Genomic DNA, 22605 nt, shown 5'->3' with positions numbered 1-22605 from the left:
TCTCAGACGGTGCGCAGCTCCCATCCCCGGGCCGTCCGCGTGACCTCGCGGAAGCCGTGGCGGTGCAGGGCGTCGATCTCGTCGAGGTCCTCGGGGTACGCGCAGGTGATGAGACGGTCGATCCCGCAGAGAGTCAGCCAGTCCCGGGCCTGGGCGAGCAGCCGGGCGAGAGTCTCCTCGGCTACCTCCGGAGCGTCGGTGACCATGTCGACATCGGCCAACTCCGCCAACCCGCCTCCACGGCCGACACGTTCGGGGCGGTCGAGAGTGGTGTCCAGCTCCAGGTGGCCCAGCACGCGGTCACCGGCGAGGGCGGTGAAGCGGGTGCCGAGGGAGCCGAGCGTACGCAGAAGAGTCGGACTGTCCCGGCCGGGCTGCTCACCGGTGCCGGGAAGGTCGCTCACCTCGGCGAGCAGCAGCACCTCCGTGGCGCCCGTGTGCACGAAACCCGCCCGCTCCAGCGCTGAGCGGACGTGCGGCCAGGCGTCGGGTACGCCGTACACCCCTGGGCAGGGAAGTGTTCCGTCGGCGTGGACGCCGCGAGCCTGCCAGCGGGTGGCGGTCGCCAGGCACGCGGAGAGCAAGCGGTCCGCCGCGTCCGAGGAGACGGTGTCGCCGTCGCCGTCGCCGTCGCCGTCGCCGTCGCCGTCGCCGGGATGGTGCACGACCCATTGGATGGCCGCGGCTCCCCGGTAGTCGGGGCCGACGTCCGGCTCGTCGCGGTAGCGGTGCAGATGAGCCGCCGCGACGACGCGGCCGCGGTGCTCGGTCACGAGCGTGAGGCGCTCCGCGACCCATGGATCGACGACGTACTCGTCCGGCCGCGCCTCAAGGCTGCTCAGGACGGTGTTGACCGAGGTACTGACGCCGGGAAGCACCGCGGCGACATGGCGGTTCACCAGGTCGGTCAGCTGGTGACGGTCGCTGCGGCGGAAAGTGCGCACGGCAGGTGAGAAGGACATGGCGATCCTCTGGAGGGAACGGAGGGAAGACCGCCATGCGATGCGGCACACCACGACGCTAACAGATTCACATGAGGAGCCCCGGGCCCGGATGTGACGGCTTCCACGGAGCGGTGCCTCCCGGTTACGTGATGGCCTCCACGGAGCGGTGCGCTCCGGTTACGTGATGGCCGCGACGACCGTGCCCGCGGAGATGGCCGCCACGGTCCGCATCACTGCGGCGTTCACCGCTTCCGCGCCCCAGCTGCTCTGCTCCAGCTCCTTCGCGCGCTTGTAGACCTTGCCGGACCACGGGATGGAGCGGTGCAGGGTCGGCAGTGTGCCGCTCGCGGAGAGCAGTCCGACCAGGGTCGCCGTACGGGCGTCGGGTTCCGCTCCGTCGATCAGGACGGCCCGGACCTTCTCCACCAGGGCCTTCTTGTACCCGGTGTCCGCGACCGTCGTCGACGTCGTACGGAACAGGCCCAGCGTCTTCTTCGTCTCCTGGCGCAGCACGCCCCGCTCGACGAGCCGTTCGAGAACCGCCTCCCGTGTGACCACCCCCGTACCGATCTCGATCAGCAGCGTCTGTACGCCGCGCACGCGCTCCCCGACCTTCGCGTGGGCGGCCCGGAGCAGCGGATCGGACGGCGCACGACCGGCCACGGCGTGGACCTTCACGCCGTTCAGCCCTTGATCGTTCTCGTCGGCCCTGATCCGGCCGGCGAGGCCCAGCTCGACGAGGACCGCGCCGCCCAGCGTGTAGTACAGCGTGCCCGCCCCCGCGATGGCTCCGGACCTGTCGTCCATCATCAGCAGCGTCAGGTCTTCGACGATGAGCATCTCGTTCTCGGTCTGCATGGTCGTGTCCCACCGTCGGCGTCGGATGTACCCGGCTCTCCCGCCCAAGCCTGCCCCGCGGAGAGCGGGCAGAGCGGTGTGGGCTGTCACCACTGTTCATGACAGACGTCATGAACAGTCCGGCGCTCGTCGTCGTGTGTCCCCGATGAGTTTTCCCGCCCGCCTCGGTCCTACTGGTGAACGGCAACGGCGACAGCCCTCCTCAGCGCAAGCTCCTGGACAGGCGGTATCAACGATGAACAGCACGACGAACAGCACGACGAACAAGCTGAACAAGCAGTTCACCGCGACCCTGCGGAAGAGTCCGGAGAAGGGCGGGTGGACCTACGTCGTCTGGCCCGAGTCGGCCGAGTTCTTCGGCACCCGCGGCCTGGTGAAGGTCCGGGGCGCCATCGACGGTCATCCGTTCCGCAGTTCGTTCATGGCCCTGGGCGACGGCACGCACAAGCTGCCGGTGAAGGCCGATGTACGCAAGGCGATCGGCAAGGAGGAAGGGGACCGTGTGACCGTCCTCCTGGAGGAGCGGGTGGACGCTTGACCTGCGGATCGAGGGCCTCGCCGTGACAGCGGCGATCACCGCGGCGGTGACGAACCGCGCCCCACGATCCGCCGCTACATTGGCTGCCGGCAGGCAGGGGTCGGCCAGGACGACGGATGAGGAGCGACGCGTGCGATTCGCGCTGGAAGCACTGCTGGTCGACGTGCCGGCCGAGCAGGTCGCCGAGGCTCACGCCTTCTACCGGTCGAGGGTGGCAGGCCGGGGGCCCGGCTCGTACGAGGAGCTGAAGGAGGCCCGTGCGAAGAAGCCCGCTCCTCGGGCCGCCGTTCCGCCTGCCGTCGAAGAGACGGTCGAAGCCGCCGGCGTACGGGTCCCGGTCCGGATCTTCCTGCCGTCCGATGGTCCGCCCCGGGGTGTCTACCTGGGCATCCACGGCGGCGGCTTCTACATGGGCTCAGCAGCACAGGGCGACGAACGCCACCGCGAACTCGCGGACGCGCTCCAGATCGCCGTCGTCGGGGTCGACTACCGGCTCGCGCCCGAGCACCCCTGGCCGGCCGCGCCCGACGACTGCGCGGCGGTGGCGCTCTGGCTCGTCGAGGAGGCCGAGGCCCGGTTCGGGACCTGCCGACTCGCGATCGGCGGAAGCTCGGCCGGGGCCACTCTCGCCCTGGCGACCTTGCTCCGGCTGCGGGACCGGGACCTCGTCGACCGGTTCGCAGGGGCCGCGCTCCGCTTCGGCACCTACGACCTGAGCGCACAGACCCCCGGCGGCCGTCGCATCGCGGACGAGTACTTCATCCAGGCGTACGCGGGTCATGTCGCCGACCGCACCCTCCCCGACATCTCGCCCCTTTACGCCGACCTGAGCGGGCTTCCCCCGGCCCTGCTGGTCGTGGGAAGCGAGGACGTACTGCTGGAGGACAACCTGACGCTGGCCGGTCGCTTGTCGGCGGCCGGCAACGACGTAGAGCTGCGCGTCTATCCCGAGTCGCCCCACGGCTTCACCGGCCACCCCACCGCCCTGGCCGCGACGGCGCTCGAAGGCATCCACTCCTGGCTGCGCGACAGGATCAGTCGCCCCTGACCCGGGCGTGCAGATGCATGGCGTGCCGGCCGTCGTCATGCACGGCCGCGCTGCGCTTGGTGCCCTCCAGGCGGTAGCCGGCCTTCGTGGCGACCCTGCACGAGGCGTGGTTGCGCGTCGAGTGGTCCAACTCCAGCCGGTGGAAGCCGATGCCGTCCAGCGCCCACGCGCTGACCGCCGCGAGTGCGCGGGAGGCGACCCCAGCGCCGCGTGCGGCCGGGAGCACCCAGTACGCGGCGTTCGCGACGCCGTCGTCGAAGTCCAGGCCGCGCAACGCCATCCGGCCGAGCACCTCGCCGCTGTCGCGGGCAACGGCCCAGTGGCAGCCCTTCTCCCGCTCCCAGTCCTGCCGGTACCCCTCGAACCACTCCCGGACCTGGGCCTCGGTCGAGGGCCGGTGCGTGTGCCAGCGGCGGGTCTCCTCGTCCCGGTAGGCGGAGAGGAACGCCGCCGCGTCGGCCGCCCCCCAGGGGCGCAGCAGCAGGTCACCGCGGTCCGTTACCGGGAGCACCGGCTGCGGGGCGCCGGCGAGGCAGCCGGAGATCATCGCGGGCGGTGTCGACAGGACGCGGGTCATAGCCCCATTCTCCTTACGCTCCCTGCATGAACACGTTCCACGGCGGTAACGGCCGATACCTGGAGATGACCAACGGCGGCACGGCGGTGTTCGTGGACGTGCTGATGCTCGCCGTGTCCACGCTCGCCCACGACCCGTGGGACTTCCGCTTCGCCGCTCTGCTCACACTCCAGGACCAGAGCATCATGGGACGCGGGGTGGTCGGCTTCGGCCTGGCGGACCTCGACTGGGGGGACACTCCGCAGGAGCGGGCCGCGGCGAAGGACTTCCTGCTCCGCGTCCTCGATCTGGCGCTCTCCCGCCACCGGTGGGAGGAACTGACGTACGAGCCTCCCCGCGCCGAGGGATACCTGCGCACGTACCGGTCGATGGTGGAGGAGTTCGACCCTGCGACAGCGAAGGCCGACGCGGCTGCTCTGCCCGGGCCGGAGAGCGCCGCGATGGCCTCGTGCGTACGTCACCGGGTGCTGGACGCGTTGCCGTACTGGGACGTGTGCGTGTTCTGCGCGGCCGGGGTCTGAGTGCCCGTGTCCCGCCCTCTCAGGAGCGTCCGCCACGCTGCCAGCGCTGCGCACCGAGGGGTGTGGGTCCACCGGCGAGCTGATCCGCGAACGGCTGGACCAGGCGCTGCGCCTCGTCCGGGAACGCTTGCACGGCCGCGACCACTCCCCTCGTGCGGGCTCCCTCGTCGTCGACCAGAACAGCCACGAAGCTCAGTCGCCCGTCCGGCTCGGCTCCTAGCAGCCCCTGCTCGACCGGGCCCGAGGGACGGTCCTGCGCAGGCCACCGGGCGGTGATCAGCGTGTACGGGGCATCCGCCGCCGGTTCGCGGCGCAGCAGCACCACCGCCGCGACCGCCGTGAACGCCCGGTAGAGACCGGCCTTCCAGAACGGCTCCTCGGTCGCGAACCGCTCGGCGGCGGCACGGTCGGCGAGGTCGACGACGTGGACGCTCCCCGTGTGCTCCTCCCCGTCGTCGGACAGGGTGGGTCCGCGGAGTATCAGCCGACTGTCGAAGCGGTCCATGTAGGACCAGTGCTCCTCGGACAGCTCCATCAACTGGTCGGCCACATCCGGCTGATCCTGAGCGTGAACGTAGTACGGCATGCCGCGACCGTACCGGAGCGGCCGGAGCGGGCCCGGCCGCCCGACCGCCCGCCCCCGCCTCACGGCCGCAGCCGGACCAGCCCCGGGCCCGACGGGTGGCCCGGTCCGAAGGCATCGGGAATCCCCAGCCTGAGGCCCCGGCTCCGGGCTACCCGGTGGACGTCCCGCAGGGAGTGCGCCAAGGCGGCGGCGACATGCCGGAGCTGGACGGCCGTGGAGCCGTCGTCCTCGACCATGTCGTCGGCGTGGTCGAGGAGTTCGTACGCCATGCCGAGCTGCATGGCCTCGACCTTGTCGGCCTCACGGGAGACCTTGCCGTTCCCGTCGCCGACTGCGTAGCAGGGCCTGCCTTCCGTTCCGGCCCAGGGGAGCAGGCGTGCGGCGTTCTGGGGCTGTTCGTTCATGGGGGTGTCAACTCCGTGCACGGTGGGGGTGAATTCTTCGCTGCGTAGCGATCCACTCACAGAGTGCGATCGGCGAGGCTAGGCTCGCCAGGGGGTTCGGGGTGACATTGCGCTCGTCGCACAGGAGTTGGCTGTGAGTAGCACCTATGGCAAGTGGTTGAAGGATCAGCGGGAGGCAGGCGGCCTGACGCAGCAGCAGCTCGCGGACCTGGCGTTGATGACGCGGTCGCATATCTCGCACATCGAGGCGGGGCGTCGTATGCCGAGCGAGGAGGATGCCCGGCGGCTGGATTTGGCGCTGGGCACGGGCAATGTGCTCGCGAGCTTCCGGCCGGGAGCGGAGGATGACGGAGTCCTCGCGGACTACTTCGGCGCGGCGCGACACCTCGAACAGCAGGCGACGATGATCCGCGAGTTCGCCCTGTCCTTCCTCCCGGGCATCCTCCAGACCGAGGCGTACGCACGCGCCGTCCTCGGCATGGCGTTCCCACCGTTGAGCCCGACGGAGTGTGACAAGGCCGTCGTCGCACGGCTGAATCGCGCGAAAATCTTCCAAAGTGCCAAGCCACCTATGGTCTGGGCGATATTGGACGAAGCATCGCTCCGGCGCCCGATCGGTGGACCGAAGGTCATGGCGGAGCAGTTGGACCACATCGTCGAGCTCACCGAAGCAAAGCTCATCCGCACGCACGTGCTTCCCATGTCGATCGGGTTCCACTCATTGCTGGAAAGCATGCTGACGTTGATGTGGTTCGATGACCAGCCGCCAGTCGCCTACAGCGAAGGAGTGCGGGTAGGGAAGTTGCACGACTCGCCAGCCGTAGTCGAGGCACTTCAGAGCCGTTACGCTCTTTCCCTGAGCGACTCCCTGTCACGAGACGACTCTTTGGCAGTGGTGAAGGCAACAGCGAAGGGCTACAGAGAACATGGCCAGGCGGAGCATTCCGACCAACTTCTCGCCCACCCGCTGGCGCAAGTCCTCCTACAGCGGTAGCGAGTCGGGCAGCTGCCTGGAAGTCCAGGACCACCACCCCACCGCCGTCCCCGTCCGCGACTCCAAGGTCCCCGGCGGGCCCGCCCTGCTCATCCCCGCCGCCGGGTGGGCCTCTTTCGTGGACGCGGTCAAGAGCGGGGCCCTTTCCTCCTGACCCGAAGGGCAGACGGAAAGGGCCCCGCGCCTCACGCCCCCACGTACTCCGCCAGGTGCTCGCCCGTCAGCGTGGAGCGGTCGGCCACCAGCTCCGCCGGGGTGCCCTCGAAGACGATCTGGCCGCCGTCGTGGCCGGCGCCGGGGCCGAGGTCGATGATCCAGTCCGCGTGGGCCATCACCGCCTGGTGGTGCTCGATGACGATCACCGACTTTCCGGAGTCGACCAGCCGGTCCAGGAGGCCGAGGAGCTGTTCCACGTCCGCGAGGTGCAGGCCGGTGGTCGGCTCGTCCAGGACGTAAACGCCGCCCTTGTCGGCCATGTGCGTGGCCAGCTTCAGGCGTTGGCGTTCGCCGCCGGACAGGGTGGTGAGCGGCTGGCCGAGGCTCAGGTAGCCCAGGCCGACGTCCACGAGGCGGTCGAGGATCTTGTGCGCGGCCGGGATGGCCGCCTCGCCGGAGCCGAAGAACTCCTCGGCCTGGGCGACCGACATCGCGAGGACCTCGCTGATGTCGCGGCCGCCCAGGTGGTAGTCGAGCACCGAGGCCTGGAACCGCTTTCCCTCGCAGTCCTCGCAGGGGCTGGAGACGCTCGCCATCATGCCGAGGTCGGTGAAGATGACGCCGGCGCCGTTGCACGTGGGGCAGGCGCCCTCGGAGTTGGCGCTGAACAGGGCGGGCTTCACGCCGTTGGCCTTGGCGAAGGCCTTGCGGATCGGCTCCAGGAGGCCCGTGTACGTCGCCGGGTTGCTGCGGCGGGAGCCCTTGATGGGGCTCTGGTCGACCGAGATGACGTTCTCGCCCGCCGGGATCGAGCCGTGGACGAGCGAGCTCTTTCCGGAGCCGGCGACGCCGGTGATGACGGTGAGGACTCCGAGCGGGATGTCGACGTCGACGTCGCGGAGGTTGTGCGAGGTCGCGCCGCGGATCTCCAGCGCGCCGGTGGACTTGCGCACCTCGTCCTTGAGGACGGCCCGGTCGTCCAGGTGGCGGCCGGTGACGGTGCCGGAGGCGCGGAGTCCTTCCAGGGTGCCCTCGAAGCAGACGGTGCCGCCCGCCGTGCCGGCCCCGGGGCCGAGGTCGACCACGTGGTCGGCGATGGCGATGGCCTCGGGCTTGTGCTCCACGACCAGGACGGTGTTGCCCTTGTCGCGCAGGCGCAGCAGGAGGTCGTTCATGCGTCGGATGTCGTGCGGGTGCAGGCCGATGGTCGGCTCGTCGAAGACGTAGGTGACGTCGGTGAGCGAGGAGCCGAGGTGGCGGATCATCTTGACGCGCTGGGCCTCGCCGCCGGACAGGGTGCCGGAGGGGCGGTCCAGGGCGAGGTAGCCGAGGCCGATCTCCACGAAGGAGTCGAGGGTCTGCTGGAGGGCTTCGAGGAGCGGGGCGACCGAGGGTTCGTCGAGGCCGCGGACCCATTCCGCGAGGTCGCGGATCTCCATCGCGCAGGCGTCGGCGATCGAGATCTTGTCGATCTTCGAGGAGCGGGCGCCCTCGGTGAGCCGGGTTCCCTCGCACTCGGGGCAGGTGGCGAAGGTGACCGCCCGGTCGACGAACTCCCGGATGTGGGGCTGCATCGACTCGCGGTCCTTGGACAGGAACGACTTCTGGATCTTGGGGATCAACCCCTCGAAGGTGAGGGTGGAGCCCTCGACCTTCACCTTGGTCGGCTCCCGGTAGAGGAAGTCCTGCATCTCCTTCTTGGTGAACTTGGCGATCGGCTTGTTCGGGTCGAGGAAGCCGGAATCCGCGTAGATCCGCACGGTCCACCAGCTGTCCGACTTCCAGCCGGGGATGGTGAACGCGCCCTCGGCGATCGACTTGGAGTCGTCGTAGAGCTGGGTGAGGTCGATGTCGGAGACCGATCCGCGGCCCTCGCACCGGTTGCACATGCCGCCGGTGCGGCTGAAGGTCGCCTTGACCGCCTTCTTGTTGCCCCGCTCGACGGTGATCGCGCCGCTCGCCGTCACCGAGGGGACGTTGAAGGCGAACGCGCCGGGCGGGCCGATGTGCGGCTTGCCCAGCCGGCTGAAGAGGATGCGCAGCATGGCGTTGGCGTCGGTGGCGGTGCCGACCGTGGAGCGGGGGTCGCTGCCCATCCGCTGCTGGTCGACGATGATCGCGGTGGTCAGTCCGTCGAGGACGTCGACGTCGGGACGCGCCTGCGTGGGCATGAAGCCCTGGACGAAGGCGGGGTAGGTCTCGTTGATCAGCCGCTGGGACTCCGCGGCGATCGTGGCGAAGACCAGCGAGCTCTTGCCCGAGCCGGAGACTCCGGTGAACACCGTCAGCCGGCGCTTCGGGAGCTCGATGCTGACGTCCTTCAGATTGTTCTCCCGCGCACCGTGCACACGGATCAGGTCGTGGCTGTCGGCAGCGTGCGGCGCGTCCGGCTGCTGGGTCTTCGTTCGCGGAGCCATGCTCGTCGTCTCTCCATTACTGGTGCGCGGGACCTGCTGATGCGTGGAGCCCGTCGGGTGCGGGGGCCTCGGTGGTACGGCTCGTGGCGGGCGGTGCGGGCGGGTCGTGCCGCTCGTGGCGGGTGGGTACGGCTCGTGGCGGGTGGTGCGGCTCGTACGGGCGGCCCGCTGGTGCGCGGAGCCTACTGGTCGTGCGTGAGGGCCAGGGCCTGTTTCGGCCCCGGCCCCTCAGGGGCTGGTGCTACTTCTTGGCCTGGGTGATGCGGAGCATGTTGCCGGAGGGGTCGCGGAAGGCGCAGTCGCGGACGCCGTACGGCTGGTCGATCGGCTCCTGGAGCACCTCGCCGCCCGCCGCGCGGACCTTCTCGAAGGCCGCGTCGACATCCTCGGAGGAGAGGATGACGCCGCGCAGCATGCCCTTGGCGAGCAGCTCGGCCATGGTCCGGCGGTCGGCTTCCGGGGCGTTCGGGTCCGCGAGCGGGGGTTCGAGGACGATCTCCACGTCCGGCTGTGCGGGGGACCCTACGGTCACCCAGCGCATGCCTTCGAATCCGACGTCGTTGCGCACCTCCATTCCCAGGGCGTCGCGGTAGAAGGCGAGCGCCTTGTCGTGGTCGTCGACGGCGATGAAGCACTGCGAGAGGTTGATGTTCATGCGTTTCACGCTACGGGCGGGGCTTGCGATCCGCTTCTCCATTCCTGACCGGTCGTGTGAGCATCTTGGCGACGCACGCCGGGATGGTCTCGCCCGCGTCGTGGGGGCGGGCCCGGTAGGCGCTCGGGCTCTCCCCGACCAGCTCCGTGAAGCGGGAACTGAACGAGCCGAGCGACGTACAGCCGACGGCGAAGCACACGTCCGTGACCGACAGGTCGCCCCGGCGCAGCAGTGCCTTGGCCCGCTCGATGCGGCGGGTCATGAGATAGCTGTACGGGGTCTCGCCGAAGGCCGCCCGGAAGCTGCGGGAGAAGTGGCCGGGCGACATCAGCGCGGCACGGGCCAGCGAGGGCACGTCGAGCGGTTCGGCGTACTCGCGGTCCATGCGGTCGCGGGCCCGGCGCAACCGGGCCAGGTCCTCCAGCCTCACACCCTCACTCCTTCCCCCCCTCTTCACCGTCCCACGGCCGCCGGCGCCCGGCCCGTCCCGCGGAGGCGGGGCCCGGTCACCACTCGCGCTCGGCGATCAGCTTCTCCGGGTCCGCGTCCACGAAGCCGTACGCCGTCGCGATGATCCAGAAGGCCTCGCCTATCTCCTCGCGGGCGACCGTCTCGATCTCGCTGCCCGCCGCCTCGAACTCCGCCTCCAGGTCGTTGAAGGCCCGGGTCGGCGCGGCGGTCAGGGCGTACAGGGCGGTGAGGTCCGCGGGGTCCTCGGCCTCGATCCGCTCGCAGAGGGCGCGCAGGACCGCCGTGCCCTTGTCCAGGAGGTGGTCGGGGAAGTAGTCGTCCTCGTACAGCAGGGCCAGGAACGTGTACTGCGCCAGCCGCTCGTTCGTGATGGTCACCGTGGTCTCCCCCATGCGTTCCGTACGTTCCGTCGCCGTCGTTCCGATACTCCCCCACGCCACTGACAATCGGGCCGCACGCGGGTGGCGGGGGTCCCGTGCGCACCGGGCGTCCGCGTGCCGAGCATCACCCTGGACAGCGACCACAACCGGCGGGTAACTTCGAAGGGAGTCTGAGCAAGCGCTTAGCCGAGCACGACGAGAACAACGCGATCGAACCGACTGCCGACCTAGGAGGCATCCCGTGCGCCGTACGGTATTCAACGAGGACCACGAGGCGTTCCGGGAGACCATCCGCGCCTTCATCGCGGCCGAGGTCGTGCCGGTCTACGACGAGTGGTTCGCCGCGGGTCAGGCGCCGCGCGACTTCTACCTCAAGCTGGGCGAGCTGGGCATCTTCGGCATCGAGGTCGACGAGGAGTACGGCGGCGCGGGCATCGACTCGCACAAGTACGAGGCCGTCATCTACGAGGAGACCGCCCGCGCGGGCGTCTCCTTCGGCGGCTCCGGCGTGCACACGCTGCTCGGCCTCCCGTACATCAAGATGCTGGCCACCGACGATCAGAAGAAGCGCTGGCTGCCGAAGTTCGCGAGCGGTGAGGAGATGTGGGCCCTCGCGATGACCGAGCCGGGTACCGGCTCCGACGTCGCGGGCATGAAGACCACCGCCAAGCTCTCCGAGGACGGCACGCACTACGTCCTCAACGGGTCCAAGACCTTCATCACCGGCGGCGTCCACGCCGACCGCGTGATCGTCTGCGCCCGCACCGCCGCCCCGCGCGAGGACGACCGCCGCTTCGGCATCTCCCTCTTCGCCGTCGACACGAAGTCCGAGGGCTACTCGGTCGGCCGCAAGCTCGACAAGCTGGGCCTGCGGGTCTCCGACACCGCCGAGCTGGCGTTCGTCGACGTCAAGGTCCCGGTCGAGGACCTCATGGGCGAGGAGAACAAGGGCTTCGGCTACCTCGGCACCAACCTGGCCTCCGAGCGCTGGGGCATCGCCTTCGGCGCGTACGCCCAGGCCGAGGCCGCCGTCCGGTTCGCCAAGGAGTACGTGAAGGACCGCACGGTCTTCGGCAAGACGGTCGCCTCGTTCCAGAACACCAAGTTCGAGCTGGCCGCGTGCCAGGCCGAGGTCGACGCGGCCCAGGCCGTCGCCGACCGCGCGCTGGAGGCCCTGGACGCCGGTGAGCTGACGGCGGCGGAGGCCGCCTCCGCGAAGCTGTTCTGCACCGAGGTCGCCCACCGGGTCATCGACCGCTGCCTCCAGCTGCACGGCGGCTACGGCTTCATGAACGAGTACCCCATCGCCCGCCTGTACGCGGACAACCGGGTCAACCGCATCTACGGCGGCACCAGCGAGGTCATGAAGTCGATCATCGCCAAGTCCATGGGCCTGTAAAGGGGTTACGTTCCCTCCATGAACGAGAGTCCCGACCCCCTGCTCGATCTGCTCCACCTGCTCGACCTGGAGCGGATCGAGCGGGACATCTTCCGGGGCGTGAGCCGCAGCGCGGTCGTGCCCCGGGTGTTCGGCGGCCAGGTCGCGGCCCAGGCGCTCGTCGCCGCGGGCCGCACCGTCCCCGCCGACAGGGCCGCCCACTCCCTCCACGCGTACTTCCTGCGGGCGGGCGACCCCGGCGCGCCCATCGTCTACAGCGTCGACCGCATCCGCGACGGGCGGTCCTTCACCACCCGCCGCGTCGTCGCCGTCCAGCACGGGCAGCCGATCTTCCACCTCTCCGCCTCCTTCCAGACGTACGAGGAAGGCATGGAGCACCAGGCGCCCATGCCGACGGCCCCGGACCCGGAGACCCTGCCGACGGCCGCCGAGATGCTGCCCCGGTACGCGGACCGCTTCAGCGATCCGGAGGTCGTGGACCGGCTGATCGAGGCGCGGGCCGCGGTGGACCTGCGGTACGTGGACGCGCCGCCGTTCGGCACGGTGGGCGAGGCGCGCGAACCCCGGTCCCAGGTGTGGTTCCGCACGAACGGCAAGCTCGCGGACGACCCGCTGCTCCACGTCTGCCTGGCGACCTACGTCTCCGACATGACGCTGCTCGACTCGGTGCTCCTCGCCCACGGGCGGGGCGGCTGGGCGGTCGGGGACGTGGTCGGCGCGAGCCTGGACCACGCGATGTGGTTCCACCGGCCGTTCCGGGCGGACGAGTGGCTGCTGTACGACCAGGAGTCGCCCTCCGCCTCCGGCGGCCGCGGGCTCGGCCAGGCCCGCATCCACACCGCCGACGGGCGCCTCGCGATCACCGTCATCCAGGAAGGCGTCGTCCGCGTTCCCCGGTGACGACGCGTTCCGGGGGCTACGGACCCGGGAAGGCCCCGGGGATGTCGCGTCCCCGGGGATGAGCGCCAACCGAAGCGCCATTTCGGACATACTCCCCACCATGAGTGACGCTGAAGCGGGCCATGCGACCGATGGCGGGGAGTCCACGTTCACGGTGATCGTGGCAGCCGTCGCCAACCTCGGCATCGCCGTGGCGAAGGCCGTCGCCGGGCTGATCAGCGGCTCCAGCGCGATGCTCTCCGAGGCGGCCCACTCGGTCGCCGACACCGTCACCGAGGTCATGCTCCTCGCCGCGCTCAAGCGGAGCGAGAAGCCGGCCGACGAGGAGCACCCGCTCGGTCACGGCCCCGAGCGCTACATCTGGGCGATGCTCGCCTCCATCGCCACCTTCGTCGGCGGAGCCGTCTTCTCCCTCTACGACGGCATCCACACCCTGGTCGAGGGCGAGGAGCTGGGCGACCCGCTCGTCTCCTACCTCGTCCTCGGCGTCGCCTTCCTCCTGGAGGGCTACTCGCTGCGCACGGGGGTCAAGCAGGTGCGGCGCGAGGCGTCACGGCTGCGGGTGCCGGACACGTACTACCTGCGCCACACCCCGGACACGGCGGTGAAGGCCGTCGTGATGGAGGACTCGGCGGCCCTGATCGGGCTGCTGCTGGCGGCGGGCGGACTGCTCGGCGGGCAGCTCTCGGGCTCGGGGGTCTGGGACGGGATCGCGTCCTGCCTGATCGGCCTGCTGCTCGTGTACGTGGCCTGGGTGCTCGGCCGCACCAACGCACAGCTGCTCATCGGGCGGCCGCTGCCCCCGGCGATGCGGTCCGGGGTGCGCGAGGAGCTGCTGTCGGTGCCGCACATCGTGGACGTACTGGAACTGACCACGCTTATCCAGGGGCCGTCCGAGATCCTGATCGCCGCGAAGATCGACTTCCGGGACATGGCCACCGCCACTGAAGTCGAGTGGGCCTGCGAGGAGGCGGAGTCGCAGTTGCGCGAGCGGTTCCCGTCGGTGCGGCGGGTCTATCTGGACCCGACGCCGGGGCGGGCGCAGCGGCTGCGGCGGCAGCACCCCGGCGCCTGAGGCTTGCGGCATCAGCTCCTGAGGCCGGTGGCGTCGCCCCCAGACGCTTGCGGCATCGGCTCCTGAGGCCGACAGCACCCCGGCACCTGACGCTCACGGCATCGGCGCCTGAGGCCGACAGCACCCCGGCACCTGACGCTCACGGCATCAGCCCCGCCACCGGCCCCTGATCCCTACGGCGTCAGCTCCGCCACCGTCTTCGCGATCCGGCGCTCCCGTGTCTCCCGCGCCTTCGCTCCCTCGACCGACGTGACGTACGCCTTCTGCCGGCCGGGCGAGAGCGCGGCGAACGCCTCCGCCGCCCCGGGGGCCGCGGCCAGCGCCGCCGCCAGGTCCTCGGGCGGCTCCACCGTGCGGGACGCGGTGTCGAGGGTCAGCTCCACCTCGATGGCGTCCCCGCCGCCGATGCCGGTCTCCGCGCGCTTGTCGGCGCTGAACGGGATGAGGTACTGCCCGCCCATCGGGGCGATCGTCGAGCGGTAGGCGTACCCGTTGACCGTGACGTTCACCGGGGGGCGCTTTCCCGCGCCGAGGGCCTCGACCACGGCCGCCGGCACCTCGATGCCCGTGTTGTTCCCGGTCCGGAACATCGTCGTGCTGAACTTCATGGCCTGCCCCTTACGTCGGCGTCGTGTCAGTGAAGACGCCCGCCGGGCCCGAAACTCATCGCCGGCCCTCGTCGCCCCCTACGCGGCGGGCTCATCCGCAGACCCCGCCGGCTCCTCCACCGGCTCCTCCACCGGCTCCTCCTCCAGCAGCCCCGCCACGTGCAGCAGGTAGTCCGTCATCGGGTCGTAGAAGCGCGGGTCGGTGACGTGGTCGTCCAGCGGGACCGTGACCTGGAGGGTGCCCTCCGCCTCGCCGAGGAACAGGGCCGGGTCGTTGCAGTCCGCGTAACCGATCGCGTCCAGCCCCCGCTGTCCGGCGCAGCCCGCCCAGCCGTGGTCGGCGACGACCAGGTCGGGAAGCGGGCGGCCGAGGTGGGCCATGGCGTCCAGGATGGCGGCCATCGGGGCCGGGGAGTGGGTGTGCCAGAGGGTCGCCCCGCGTTCCAGCATCGCGACGTCGGCGAACTGGAAGACCATGCCCTCGTCCGCCATCAGCCCGGACGGGATACGGACGATCTCGCAGCCCGCCCGGCGCAGCGCGTCCGCCGTCTGCCGGTGCACGTCCAGCATGCCGCCGGGGTGCCCGGTGGCGAACAGGACCCGCTCGCGGCCGTCCGCGGCCTTGCGCAGCCGGGCCGCCATCCGCTCCAGGGCGTCGACCGTCAGCTCCGGGTCGATGGTGTCCTGGCCCTGCCGGTGCGCCGGGTCGTCGTTGACGCCGCAGCGCTCGGCCATCACGGCGAGCACGTCCTGCTCGTCGGTCCAGCGGTCGCCCAGCTCCAGGCCCAGCCAGTAGTGGCGGTCGCCGTTGGCGAGCTTGCGGTAGTGGGAGAGGTTGTTGTCGCGTGGCGTGGCGACGTCCCCCGCGATACGCGTACGGACGAGGTGGTCGACGAGGGCGGCGCGGCTGGGTATCGGCATGGACCCATTGTGCCGTCCGGTGTGCGGCGTGTGCCCGGTGTCCTGCCCGACGGACGGATGTGCCGGGTGGCCTGCCCTGCGGAGGGTCCGCTTCCGGCCGGACGTGCTGGCCGGCAGCCGTTCAGGCATGTGGCCCGCAGGTCGGTCCGGCGAAGTCTTCCGGGACTGTTCACCCCCGTGTGACCTGCTTCTTCCCCCGTCGGGCGGGCGTCGGGCTCGAATGGAACCACCCAGAGGTCTGGACCAATCGAGTCGCGCCAAACCGGTGTCCGATTCTCTCCGTCGGGACGCTCTCGGGTAAGTGGTCTATACCTTTGACATTAGGGTGGGCCACCTGAAACGGGCACATACACAGCCGTGGGGGGCTTTATGACCGTGCATCACCTTCCGCAACCTCCGTCCGACGACGAGCTCTACTGGTACTTCGGGCCGCAACGCCGGTGGGTGCTGGTGAGCAGTTCGCTGGCCTTCGTCTTCACGGCGGCCACGATGTTCACCTTCGCGTTACGGACCCCCGCGCTGTGGGCCTTCCTCGCGATCCTCGGCCTGAACGTCGTGGCCCTGCTGCTGTCCTCCGTGAACAGCCTGCGACAACGCCGGCTGACCCGGGCCTCGCACGAGGTGCTCGTCCGCGCCTGGCGGCCCGCCGGGCTGCCGGGCGTGGACCTCTATCTGCCGACCTGCGGCGAGCCGCTGCCCGTGCTCGCCAACGCCTACCGCGCGGTCGCCGCCCTCGACTGGCCCGACGCGCTCACCGTCTGGGTACTGGACGACGCCGACCGGTCCGAGGTGGCGGCCCTGGCGGCCGAGCACGGCTACCGGTACGTCGTACGCCCCGACCGGGGCCACCTGAAGAAGGCGGGGAACCTCAACCACGCGCTCACGCTGTCCGGGGCCGAGTTCATCGCGATCCTGGACGCGGACTTCGCGCCCCGGCCGGACTTCCTGCGCCATCTGGTCCCGTACCTCGCGGACCCGGCCGTCGGCATCGTGCAGAGCCCGCAGTGCTTCGACACCGACGCGGGCATGGACTGGATCCAGCGCGCCGCCGGGGCCGCGCAGGAGTGGTTCTTCCGCTGGATCCAGCCCTCGCGGGACGCCAGCGACGCGGCGATCTGCTGCGGCAGCAACGCCGTCTACCGGCGCTCCGCGATCGACCTGGCGGGCGGCTTCGCCCGGCTCGACCACAGCGAGGACCTCTACACCGGACTCGCCCTGCACGAACGGGGTTTCCGTACCCAGTACGTCCCCGTCCTGGTCGCCAAGGGCACCTCGCCCGACACCGTCACCTCGTTCGTCAACCAGCAGTACCGGTGGGCGATGGGGAACCTGCACCTCCTCGGCACCCCGGTGCTCAAGCGGATGGGCGCGCCCTGGCGGATGCGGCTCTGCTTCTACGAGGGTGTCGTCGGCTACCTGACCACGGCCGTGAACACCTTCGCCGCCCCGCTGCCGCCGCTGGTGATGATGTTCTGGTACCCGGACCACATCCGCCCCTGGCACGTGCTGCCGCTGCTCGCCCCGCTGTGGCTGTGGCACGTGCTGCTGCCCCGGATCAGCCGCACCCGGTGGCGGGTCGAGGTCATCCGCGCCAACGTCCTCACCAGCGTGGCCGCCGCCACCGCGTTCTGGCACACCCTGCGGGGCCGCAGCGCAGCCTGGGTGCCCACGGGCGTGCGAAGCAGGGGGAGTTCGGGATCGATGGCCCGCCGGGTCGTGGGCGTCTCGCTGGTCTGGCTGGTCCTGTCCAACGGGGCCGCCGCCGGGGGCCTCGCGCTGGTCGTGGCCCGCAACGGCTGGGAGCCCGCCTGGGGCCTCGGCCTCTACCTCCTGGTCCAGCTCCAGATCAACGTGCCCCTGATCCGGGACCTGCTGACCGAACTGCGGCCGGACGGCCGAGCCCCCGCCGGGGCCGTCGACGTCGAGTCGCCCGCCGGCCGCCGTCCGCGGACCGGGCCCCGGACTCGGACTCGGACTCGGAACCGGACCCGGACGGGTGTGCTGCCCCGCCGCTGGCCCGAGGCGCTCGCCGCCTCCGCCGTGCTCCTGCTCACCGGCCTGCTCGCCTCCGGGTGGGTCGACCCGATGCTCCCGTGGCTGAGTTGAGCCGCACCGAAAGGCGCCACCCGATGCCGTTCCTCCTCGCCCCCGGCCCCCGCCGGAAGCGGCCCGCTCCCCCGCCCCCGTCTGCCACACCCCCGCGCCCGGTCGGCGTGGGCAGCCCGGCCGGTTCGGGCAGCTCGGGCAGCCCGGCCGGTTCGGGCAGCCCGGGCAGCCCGGCCGGTTCGGGCAGCCCGGGCAGCGAGTCCGGGCCCAGTCCGCACCGGTCCACGTTCCGCCCCGACATCGAGGGGTTGCGCGCCGTCGCCGTCCTCGCGGTCCTCGCCTTCCACGCGCAGATACCGGGGGCGGCGGGCGGCTTCGTCGGGGTGGATGTCTTCTTCGTCATCTCCGGCTACCTGATCACCGGACTCCTGGCCCGGGAGGCGATCGCCACCGGCCGGATCCGGCTCGGCGACTTCTTCTCCCGCCGGGCCCGCCGACTGCTGCCGTCCGCCGCCGTCGTCCTCGCCGCCGTCGCCGTGGCCGGGGCGTGGCTGACCGTACCGCTGCTCCGCGCCGACCTGGAGCAGGACGTCCTCGCGGCGGCGCTGTCCGTCGCCAACTGGCGGTTCGTCTCCCAGCAGACCGACTACCTGGCCGCCGGGCACGACCAGAGCCCGCTGCTGCACTTCTGGTCGCTCGCTGTCGAGGAGCAGTTCTACCTGTTCTGGGCCCCGCTGCTGGCGGTGATCGTGCTGGTCGCCGCCCGTGCGGTCCGCCGGGGCCGGGCCGTGCGCGCGGTCGTGGCGCTCGCCACCGCCGCCGTGGCGCTCGCCTCGTTCGCGCTGTCCCTGCACTGGACGCGGGACTCCGTCTCGCTCGCGTACCTCGGAACCCCCTCGCGGGTCTGGCAGTTCGCCGTCGGCGCGCTGCTGGCACTGCTGCCCTGGCACCTGCTGCGCGGGCCGCGCCCGCTGCGGCTGGCCTGCGGGTGGGCGGGGGCCGCGGCGATCGTCTGGTGCGTCGTGTCGTACGACGCGTCGACCCCGTACCCCGGCTACGCGGCGCTCGTCCCCACCCTGGGCACGGCCGCCGTGATCCTTGCCGCGATCCCGGGCCGGGGCGAGCGCGAGGCCCAGGAAGCCCATGGTGTCGGCCGGTTGCTGAGCGGCCGGGCCCCTCGGGCCCTCGGGCGGCTCTCCTACAACCTCTACCTGTGGCACTGGCCGGTGCTGGTCCTCGCCGAGGCGCGGCTCGGGACGCTCGGCTGGCCCGCGAAGACGGCGTTGACGCTGGCCGCCGCGCTGCCCGCCCTCGCCACGATGCGCTGGGTCGAGCAGCCGCTGCGCCGCAGCCGTACGGTCTCCGAACTCCCGCGCCGGGGACTGGCGGTGGGGATCTCCGCCGTCGTCCTGCCGGTCGTGCTCGCGCTGGTCGTCGGCACGACGACGCTGCACCTGATGGGCCCGGCCACCCCCGTCGACGCCAAGGGCCTCCCCCCGGGTGCGGCCGCCGGCCCCTCGCTGCTCGCCCGGGCCGACAGCTCACCGCTCGCGGACGGCCCCCTGGTGCCGGGACCGGCCCAGGCGCGCAAGGACTTCCCGCCGGACGGGTCCTGCCAGGTCGCGCCCGCGGTGACCCGCAGCCCGAAGTGCCTGTTCGGGGCGGTGGACAGCCCCGACCGCGTCGTCCTGCTCGGCGACTCCCACGCCGGGCAGTGGTTCTCCCCGCTGCTCGCGCTGGCCTCCCAGCGCGGCTGGGCGCTCCAGGAGCTGGTGAAGCAGGGCTGCCCGCTGCCCGAACTCACCGTGACGAACCCTCAGTTGGGGCGCGAGTACCGCGAATGCGACACCTGGCGGGCCGACGCCCTGGACCGTCTGCGTACGGGGCCGAAGCCCCGGCTCATCGTGATCGCCTCGCTCAACCGGTACACCGCAGACCGCGAACTCCTCTCCGCCGCCTGGGAGAAGACGCTGAAGCCGCTGCGGGCGACCGGCGCGCCGATCGTGTACATCGAGGACACCCCCGTGCCGGGTACGGACATTCCCGCCTGCGTGTCCGGCGCCCCGGACTCCACCGCCGCCTGCGCGTTCAGCCGGGCGGACGCGGTCGTGGCCGACCCGCTGGCGCGGCGGATCGCGGCGGGTGCGGTGCCGGGCGTGCGGTCCGTCAGTGTGAACCCGGTGCTGTGCCCGGGAGACGGCCCGACCTGCCCGGCGGTACGGGACCGGATCCTGCTCTACCGGGACGACGCCCACCTGACGAACGTGGCGGCCATCGTGCTGGCCCCCCGGCTGGAGCGGCTGCTGACGGAGTCGGGCGCACTGCCCCCGGCCGGCGGCCCCGCTCCCGCGCCTTCCGCCGCACCCGGGGCGGACGGCTGGACCGAACTGCTGCGGGACGACTTCGACGGACCGGCGAACAGCCGCCCCTCCCCCGCGAACTGGAGTCACGACCTCGGCACCTGCTATCCCGGCTGCCCGGCGCCGCGGTGGGGCACCGGCGAGATCGAGACCATGACCGACTCGACCGACAACGTACGCCTGGACGGGAAGGGCGCACTGGAGATCGTGCCCACCAGGCAGGGCGGGCAGTGGAGTTCGGGCCGGATCACGACCGTGCGGTCCGACTTCGCGCCGCCGCCCGGCGGGGTGCTGCGGATCGAGGCGTCGATCGCGCTGCCGGACGTGACGGGGCCGAAGGCGGCGGGCTACTGGCCGGCGTTCTGGACCCTGGGAGCGCCCCTGCGCGACGGATACACCGGCTGGCCCGGGGTCGGCGAGCTGGACGTGATGGAGTCGGTCAACGGCCGGGACAGCTTCTTCGGCTCGATGCACTGCGGGATCCTGGACGGCGGCCCGTGCGAGGAGCCCGTGGGGCTGACGTCAGGTCCGCAGGCGTGCGCGGACTGCCGTGGGGCGTTCCGCACGTACGCCGTCGAGGTCGACCTCTCCCCCGGGGCGGAGGAGGTGCGCTGGTATCTGGACGACCGGGTGTACCACCGGGTGCGGGCCGACGCGATGGACACCGGGACCTGGAAGCGGGCCGTGGACCACGGGGTGTTCCTGATCCTGAACGTGGCGGTCGGCGGCAAGCTGCCGGAGGCCGACGGGGCGACGGTGGGCCCCGCGACCGAGCCGGGCCACCCGATGCGGGTCGACCTGGTCAGGGTCGCGACCAGAGACCGGGCCGGCTGACCGGGGGGCCGCCTCTCGCCCCGGCCCGTCAGTGGCTGGGCGGCTCCGGCCCGTCAGGGGCTAGGCAGCCCCGGCCCGTCAGGGGCTGGGCGCGGCTCCGGCCCGCCGTCTGAGGCTGGGCGGCTCCGGCCCGCCAGGGGCTGGGCAACCCCGGCCGGCTGACGAGCCGGAACGGGGCGGCCAGAATGGGTTGGGCTGGCCACGTCCGGCTCTCGGGCAGGGCTCGGGCCGGCCGGCCGGGGGCGCCCGGCCCCCGGCCTCACGGGCTGGGGCTGAGGCCTTCGACCGCGAGGGTGAAGAGGCGGTCGGCCTGGACCGACGGTTCGGCGAAGTGCTCGGTGGCCAGGGCGATGCCGACGACCAGGGTGATCAGGTCGTGGAAGGTGACGCCCGGCCTGACCGTCCCGTCGCGCAGCGCTCGCCGGAGCAGGGGGGCGGCCGCGCGGTCGAGCACCGCGCCGCAGGAGTGCGGCGCGTCGTCGGCGGGCGCGTCGGTCGGCGGCTCGTAGGTCAGTGCGTCCGCGAGCCCCCGGGCGGAGACGGCGTACTCCACGAAGGCGCGCAACCAGTCCAGCAGGGCGGTGCGGCTGTCCTGGGTCCGGCTCAACTCGGCCGCGCGTCCGCAGAGGGCCTGGACGCGCTCCTGGAAGACCGCGTCCAGGAGGGCCTGGCGGGTGGGGAAGTGACGGCGCACGGTGGCGGAGCCGACGCCTGCCGTGCGGGCGACCTGTTCGAGGGAGGCGGCGGCTCCGTGCCGGGCGACCTCGGCCTCCGCCACGGCGAGGATGCGGCTGTAGTTGCGGCGGGCGTCCGCGCGCTGACCGGTCACGTTCTCACTCCAGTTGCTAAGTGGTGGGCCCCGCCATATCGTAGCCGGGAGGAAACGGCGGGCCCCGCCATTTTGCGTTCCCCGGTTTGCGAGGAGACACCCCCATGGCATCACGTACCGCCCCTGTACTGGTCACCGGCGCCACCGGCCGCCAGGGCGGGGCAACCGCACGGGCCCTGCTGGCCGCCGGCCTCCCGGTGCGCGCCCTCGTGCGCGACCCGCACACGCGGCGCGCGAAGGACGTCGCGGCGTCGGGGATCGAGCTGGTGACCGGGGACCTGGCCGACCGGTCCTCGCTGGACGCGGCCTGCGCGGGCGTCCGGGCCGTGTTCTCGGTGCAGATGCCGCCGATGAGCGAGAGCGGCGTCGACTTCGCCGGGGAGCTGGCGCAGGCGACGCACCTCATCGAGGCGGCGCGGGCGGCGGGCGTACCGCAGTTCGTGCAGTCCTCGACCAGCGGGGTCGGCGTGCACACGGAGACGCCGGGCTGGGCGGAGGGCCGCTGGGCGGCGATGGAGCCCTACTTCGCCACCAAGCAGGCCATCCTGGAGGCGGTGCGCGGAGCGGGCTTCGCCCGTTGGACCGTGGTCAAGCCCGCGTTCTTCATGGAGAACCTGCCCCAGCTGGCGCCGGACGGCCCCGGCGGCGGTCTCGCGACGGTGATCCGGCCGGACACGACCCTGGCGCTGGTGGCCTGCGAGGACATCGGCGCGGCCGTCGCCCACGCCGTACGGCAGCCCGACCGCTTCCACGGGGTGGAGCTGGAACTCGCGGGCGACCGGCTCACGATGGAGCAGGTGGCGGGGGTGCTGTCCACCGCGTGGGGCGTGCCGGTGGAGGCCCCGTCCATGGATCTCGACGAGGCCCTCGCGGCGGGGATGCCGGCCTGGGGCGCCGGTCACCTGTGGAGCAACGCCATCACGCAGCCGGCCCGCCCCGAACTCGCCACGGAGCTGGGGATCCCGGTGACCTCGTTCGCCGCCTGGGCGGACCGGCACCTGACGGCTGCGCGGGCCTGACGGCCTCGGCCCGGGCGCTTCCCACGGGGGTTGACCCCGCTGCGGCCCGGGTGCGGCGGGGATGC

General features: G+C 71.8%; 23 protein-coding genes. 11 read left to right on the top strand and 12 right to left on the bottom strand.

Features of this window, described 5'->3' with window-relative positions:
• Nucleotides 1-2 precede the first annotated feature (2 nt).
• Both AC3CH1_RS24295 and AC3CH1_RS24290 read right to left on the bottom strand, forming a co-directional pair.
• Nucleotides 3-962, bottom strand: a complete 960-nt coding sequence (locus AC3CH1_RS24295) for an N-acetyltransferase (protein WP_488464861.1) — start codon at nucleotides 960-962, stop codon at nucleotides 3-5.
• 159 nt (nucleotides 963-1121) lie between these two features.
• Complete coding sequence (locus tag AC3CH1_RS24290) at nucleotides 1122-1802, bottom strand: GOLPH3/VPS74 family protein (RefSeq protein ID WP_488464860.1); 681 nt, start codon at nucleotides 1800-1802, stop codon at nucleotides 1122-1124.
• 235 nt (nucleotides 1803-2037) lie between these two features.
• On the opposite strand from AC3CH1_RS24290, the gene AC3CH1_RS24285 reads away from it, so the two are divergent.
• Together AC3CH1_RS24285 and AC3CH1_RS24280 are read left to right on the top strand one after the other, a co-directional pair.
• Entirely contained in the window at nucleotides 2038-2340 is a 303-nt protein-coding gene (locus tag AC3CH1_RS24285; RefSeq protein ID WP_488464859.1) for a DUF1905 domain-containing protein, read from the top strand.
• Nucleotides 2341-2470: 130 nt separating this feature from the next.
• Nucleotides 2471-3388: an alpha/beta hydrolase gene (locus AC3CH1_RS24280; RefSeq protein WP_488464858.1), complete on the top strand. Its 918-nt coding sequence runs from the start codon at nucleotides 2471-2473 to the stop codon at nucleotides 3386-3388.
• Here the strand turns inward: AC3CH1_RS24280 and AC3CH1_RS24275 are convergent.
• On the bottom strand, nucleotides 3375-3965 hold the full coding sequence (locus AC3CH1_RS24275) for a GNAT family N-acetyltransferase (RefSeq protein ID WP_488464857.1): 591 nt from the start codon (nucleotides 3963-3965) through the stop codon (nucleotides 3375-3377). The two genes, AC3CH1_RS24280 and AC3CH1_RS24275, sit on opposite strands and share 14 nt — an antisense overlap.
• Before the next feature lie 26 nt (nucleotides 3966-3991).
• Here AC3CH1_RS24275 and AC3CH1_RS24270 point away from each other — a divergent pair, with 26 nt between their 5' ends.
• On the top strand, nucleotides 3992-4486 hold the full coding sequence (locus AC3CH1_RS24270) for a hypothetical protein (RefSeq protein ID WP_488464856.1): 495 nt from the start codon (nucleotides 3992-3994) through the stop codon (nucleotides 4484-4486).
• Between the two features lie 19 nt (nucleotides 4487-4505).
• Here the strand turns inward: AC3CH1_RS24270 and AC3CH1_RS24265 are convergent, their stop codons facing one another.
• Both AC3CH1_RS24265 and AC3CH1_RS24260 read right to left on the bottom strand, forming a co-directional pair.
• A complete protein-coding gene (locus AC3CH1_RS24265) occupies nucleotides 4506-5072 on the bottom strand; it encodes a YciI family protein (protein ID WP_488464855.1) in 567 nt (188 codons plus the stop codon).
• 59 nt (nucleotides 5073-5131) lie between these two features.
• A complete protein-coding gene (locus AC3CH1_RS24260) occupies nucleotides 5132-5476 on the bottom strand; it encodes a hypothetical protein (protein ID WP_488464854.1) in 345 nt (114 codons plus the stop codon).
• Between the two features lie 133 nt (nucleotides 5477-5609).
• Between AC3CH1_RS24260 and AC3CH1_RS24255 the strand changes: the two genes are divergently transcribed.
• Both AC3CH1_RS24255 and AC3CH1_RS24250 read left to right on the top strand, forming a co-directional pair.
• A complete protein-coding gene (locus AC3CH1_RS24255; protein WP_488464853.1) occupies nucleotides 5610-6470 on the top strand; it encodes a helix-turn-helix domain-containing protein in 861 nt (286 codons plus the stop codon).
• On the top strand, nucleotides 6403-6624 hold the full coding sequence (locus tag AC3CH1_RS24250) for a DUF397 domain-containing protein (protein WP_488464852.1): 222 nt from the start codon (nucleotides 6403-6405) through the stop codon (nucleotides 6622-6624). Before AC3CH1_RS24255 ends, AC3CH1_RS24250 begins: the two co-directional genes overlap by 68 nt.
• A 31-nt stretch (nucleotides 6625-6655) precedes the next feature.
• Here AC3CH1_RS24250 and AC3CH1_RS24245 read toward each other — a convergent pair whose 3' ends face one another.
• The 4 genes from AC3CH1_RS24245 to AC3CH1_RS24230 form a co-directional block, all read right to left on the bottom strand.
• A complete protein-coding gene (locus AC3CH1_RS24245) occupies nucleotides 6656-9043 on the bottom strand; it encodes an ATP-binding cassette domain-containing protein (RefSeq protein WP_488464851.1) in 2388 nt (795 codons plus the stop codon).
• A 241-nt stretch (nucleotides 9044-9284) separates the two neighbouring features.
• Nucleotides 9285-9698, bottom strand: a complete 414-nt coding sequence (locus AC3CH1_RS24240) for a VOC family protein (protein WP_026290780.1) — start codon at nucleotides 9696-9698, stop codon at nucleotides 9285-9287.
• 10 nt (nucleotides 9699-9708) lie between these two features.
• Nucleotides 9709-10128, bottom strand: a complete 420-nt coding sequence (locus tag AC3CH1_RS24235; RefSeq protein ID WP_097867123.1) for a helix-turn-helix transcriptional regulator — start codon at nucleotides 10126-10128, stop codon at nucleotides 9709-9711.
• A 76-nt stretch (nucleotides 10129-10204) separates the two neighbouring features.
• Nucleotides 10205-10546, bottom strand: coding sequence for a DUF5713 family protein (locus tag AC3CH1_RS24230; RefSeq protein WP_488464850.1), 342 nt, complete (start codon nucleotides 10544-10546; stop codon nucleotides 10205-10207).
• A gap of 244 nt (nucleotides 10547-10790) precedes the next feature.
• Here AC3CH1_RS24230 and AC3CH1_RS24225 point away from each other — a divergent pair, with 244 nt between their 5' ends.
• From AC3CH1_RS24225 to AC3CH1_RS24215, 3 genes are all read left to right on the top strand, one after another.
• On the top strand, nucleotides 10791-11948 hold the full coding sequence (locus tag AC3CH1_RS24225; RefSeq protein ID WP_488464849.1) for an acyl-CoA dehydrogenase family protein: 1158 nt from the start codon (nucleotides 10791-10793) through the stop codon (nucleotides 11946-11948).
• An 18-nt stretch (nucleotides 11949-11966) separates the two neighbouring features.
• Nucleotides 11967-12848, top strand: coding sequence for an acyl-CoA thioesterase (locus AC3CH1_RS24220; RefSeq protein ID WP_488464848.1), 882 nt, complete (start codon nucleotides 11967-11969; stop codon nucleotides 12846-12848).
• Between the two features lie 100 nt (nucleotides 12849-12948).
• Nucleotides 12949-13923 (top strand): cation diffusion facilitator family transporter, encoded by a 975-nt coding sequence (locus AC3CH1_RS24215; RefSeq protein WP_488464847.1) that lies wholly within the window; start codon nucleotides 12949-12951, stop codon nucleotides 13921-13923.
• Between the two features lie 173 nt (nucleotides 13924-14096).
• Here AC3CH1_RS24215 and AC3CH1_RS24210 read toward each other — a convergent pair whose 3' ends face one another.
• Both AC3CH1_RS24210 and AC3CH1_RS24205 read right to left on the bottom strand, forming a co-directional pair.
• Entirely contained in the window at nucleotides 14097-14531 is a 435-nt protein-coding gene (locus AC3CH1_RS24210; RefSeq protein ID WP_488464846.1) for a YdeI/OmpD-associated family protein, read from the bottom strand.
• Nucleotides 14532-14609: 78 nt separating this feature from the next.
• On the bottom strand, nucleotides 14610-15452 hold the full coding sequence (locus AC3CH1_RS24205; RefSeq protein ID WP_488464845.1) for a phosphatase: 843 nt from the start codon (nucleotides 15450-15452) through the stop codon (nucleotides 14610-14612).
• A gap of 369 nt (nucleotides 15453-15821) precedes the next feature.
• Between AC3CH1_RS24205 and AC3CH1_RS24200 the strand changes: the two genes are divergently transcribed.
• Together AC3CH1_RS24200 and AC3CH1_RS24195 are read left to right on the top strand one after the other, a co-directional pair.
• Complete coding sequence (locus tag AC3CH1_RS24200) at nucleotides 15822-17558, top strand: glycosyltransferase family 2 protein (RefSeq protein WP_488464844.1); 1737 nt, start codon at nucleotides 15822-15824, stop codon at nucleotides 17556-17558.
• A gap of 23 nt (nucleotides 17559-17581) precedes the next feature.
• A complete protein-coding gene (locus AC3CH1_RS24195; RefSeq protein WP_488466727.1) occupies nucleotides 17582-20692 on the top strand; it encodes an acyltransferase family protein in 3111 nt (1036 codons plus the stop codon).
• Between the two features lie 259 nt (nucleotides 20693-20951).
• Here AC3CH1_RS24195 and AC3CH1_RS24190 read toward each other — a convergent pair whose 3' ends face one another.
• Complete coding sequence (locus tag AC3CH1_RS24190; protein WP_488464843.1) at nucleotides 20952-21521, bottom strand: TetR/AcrR family transcriptional regulator; 570 nt, start codon at nucleotides 21519-21521, stop codon at nucleotides 20952-20954.
• A 104-nt stretch (nucleotides 21522-21625) separates the two neighbouring features.
• Here AC3CH1_RS24190 and AC3CH1_RS24185 point away from each other — a divergent pair, with 104 nt between their 5' ends.
• Nucleotides 21626-22540: an NmrA family NAD(P)-binding protein gene (locus AC3CH1_RS24185; protein WP_488464842.1), complete on the top strand. Its 915-nt coding sequence runs from the start codon at nucleotides 21626-21628 to the stop codon at nucleotides 22538-22540.
• Nucleotides 22541-22605: the final 65 nt, after the last annotated feature.

The sequence above is a fragment of the Streptomyces sp. MGP-P1 genome (assembly GCF_057766565.1).
The sequence above is the reverse complement of the archived record's forward strand: the minus strand, read 5'-3'. Positions and strand labels throughout refer to the sequence as shown.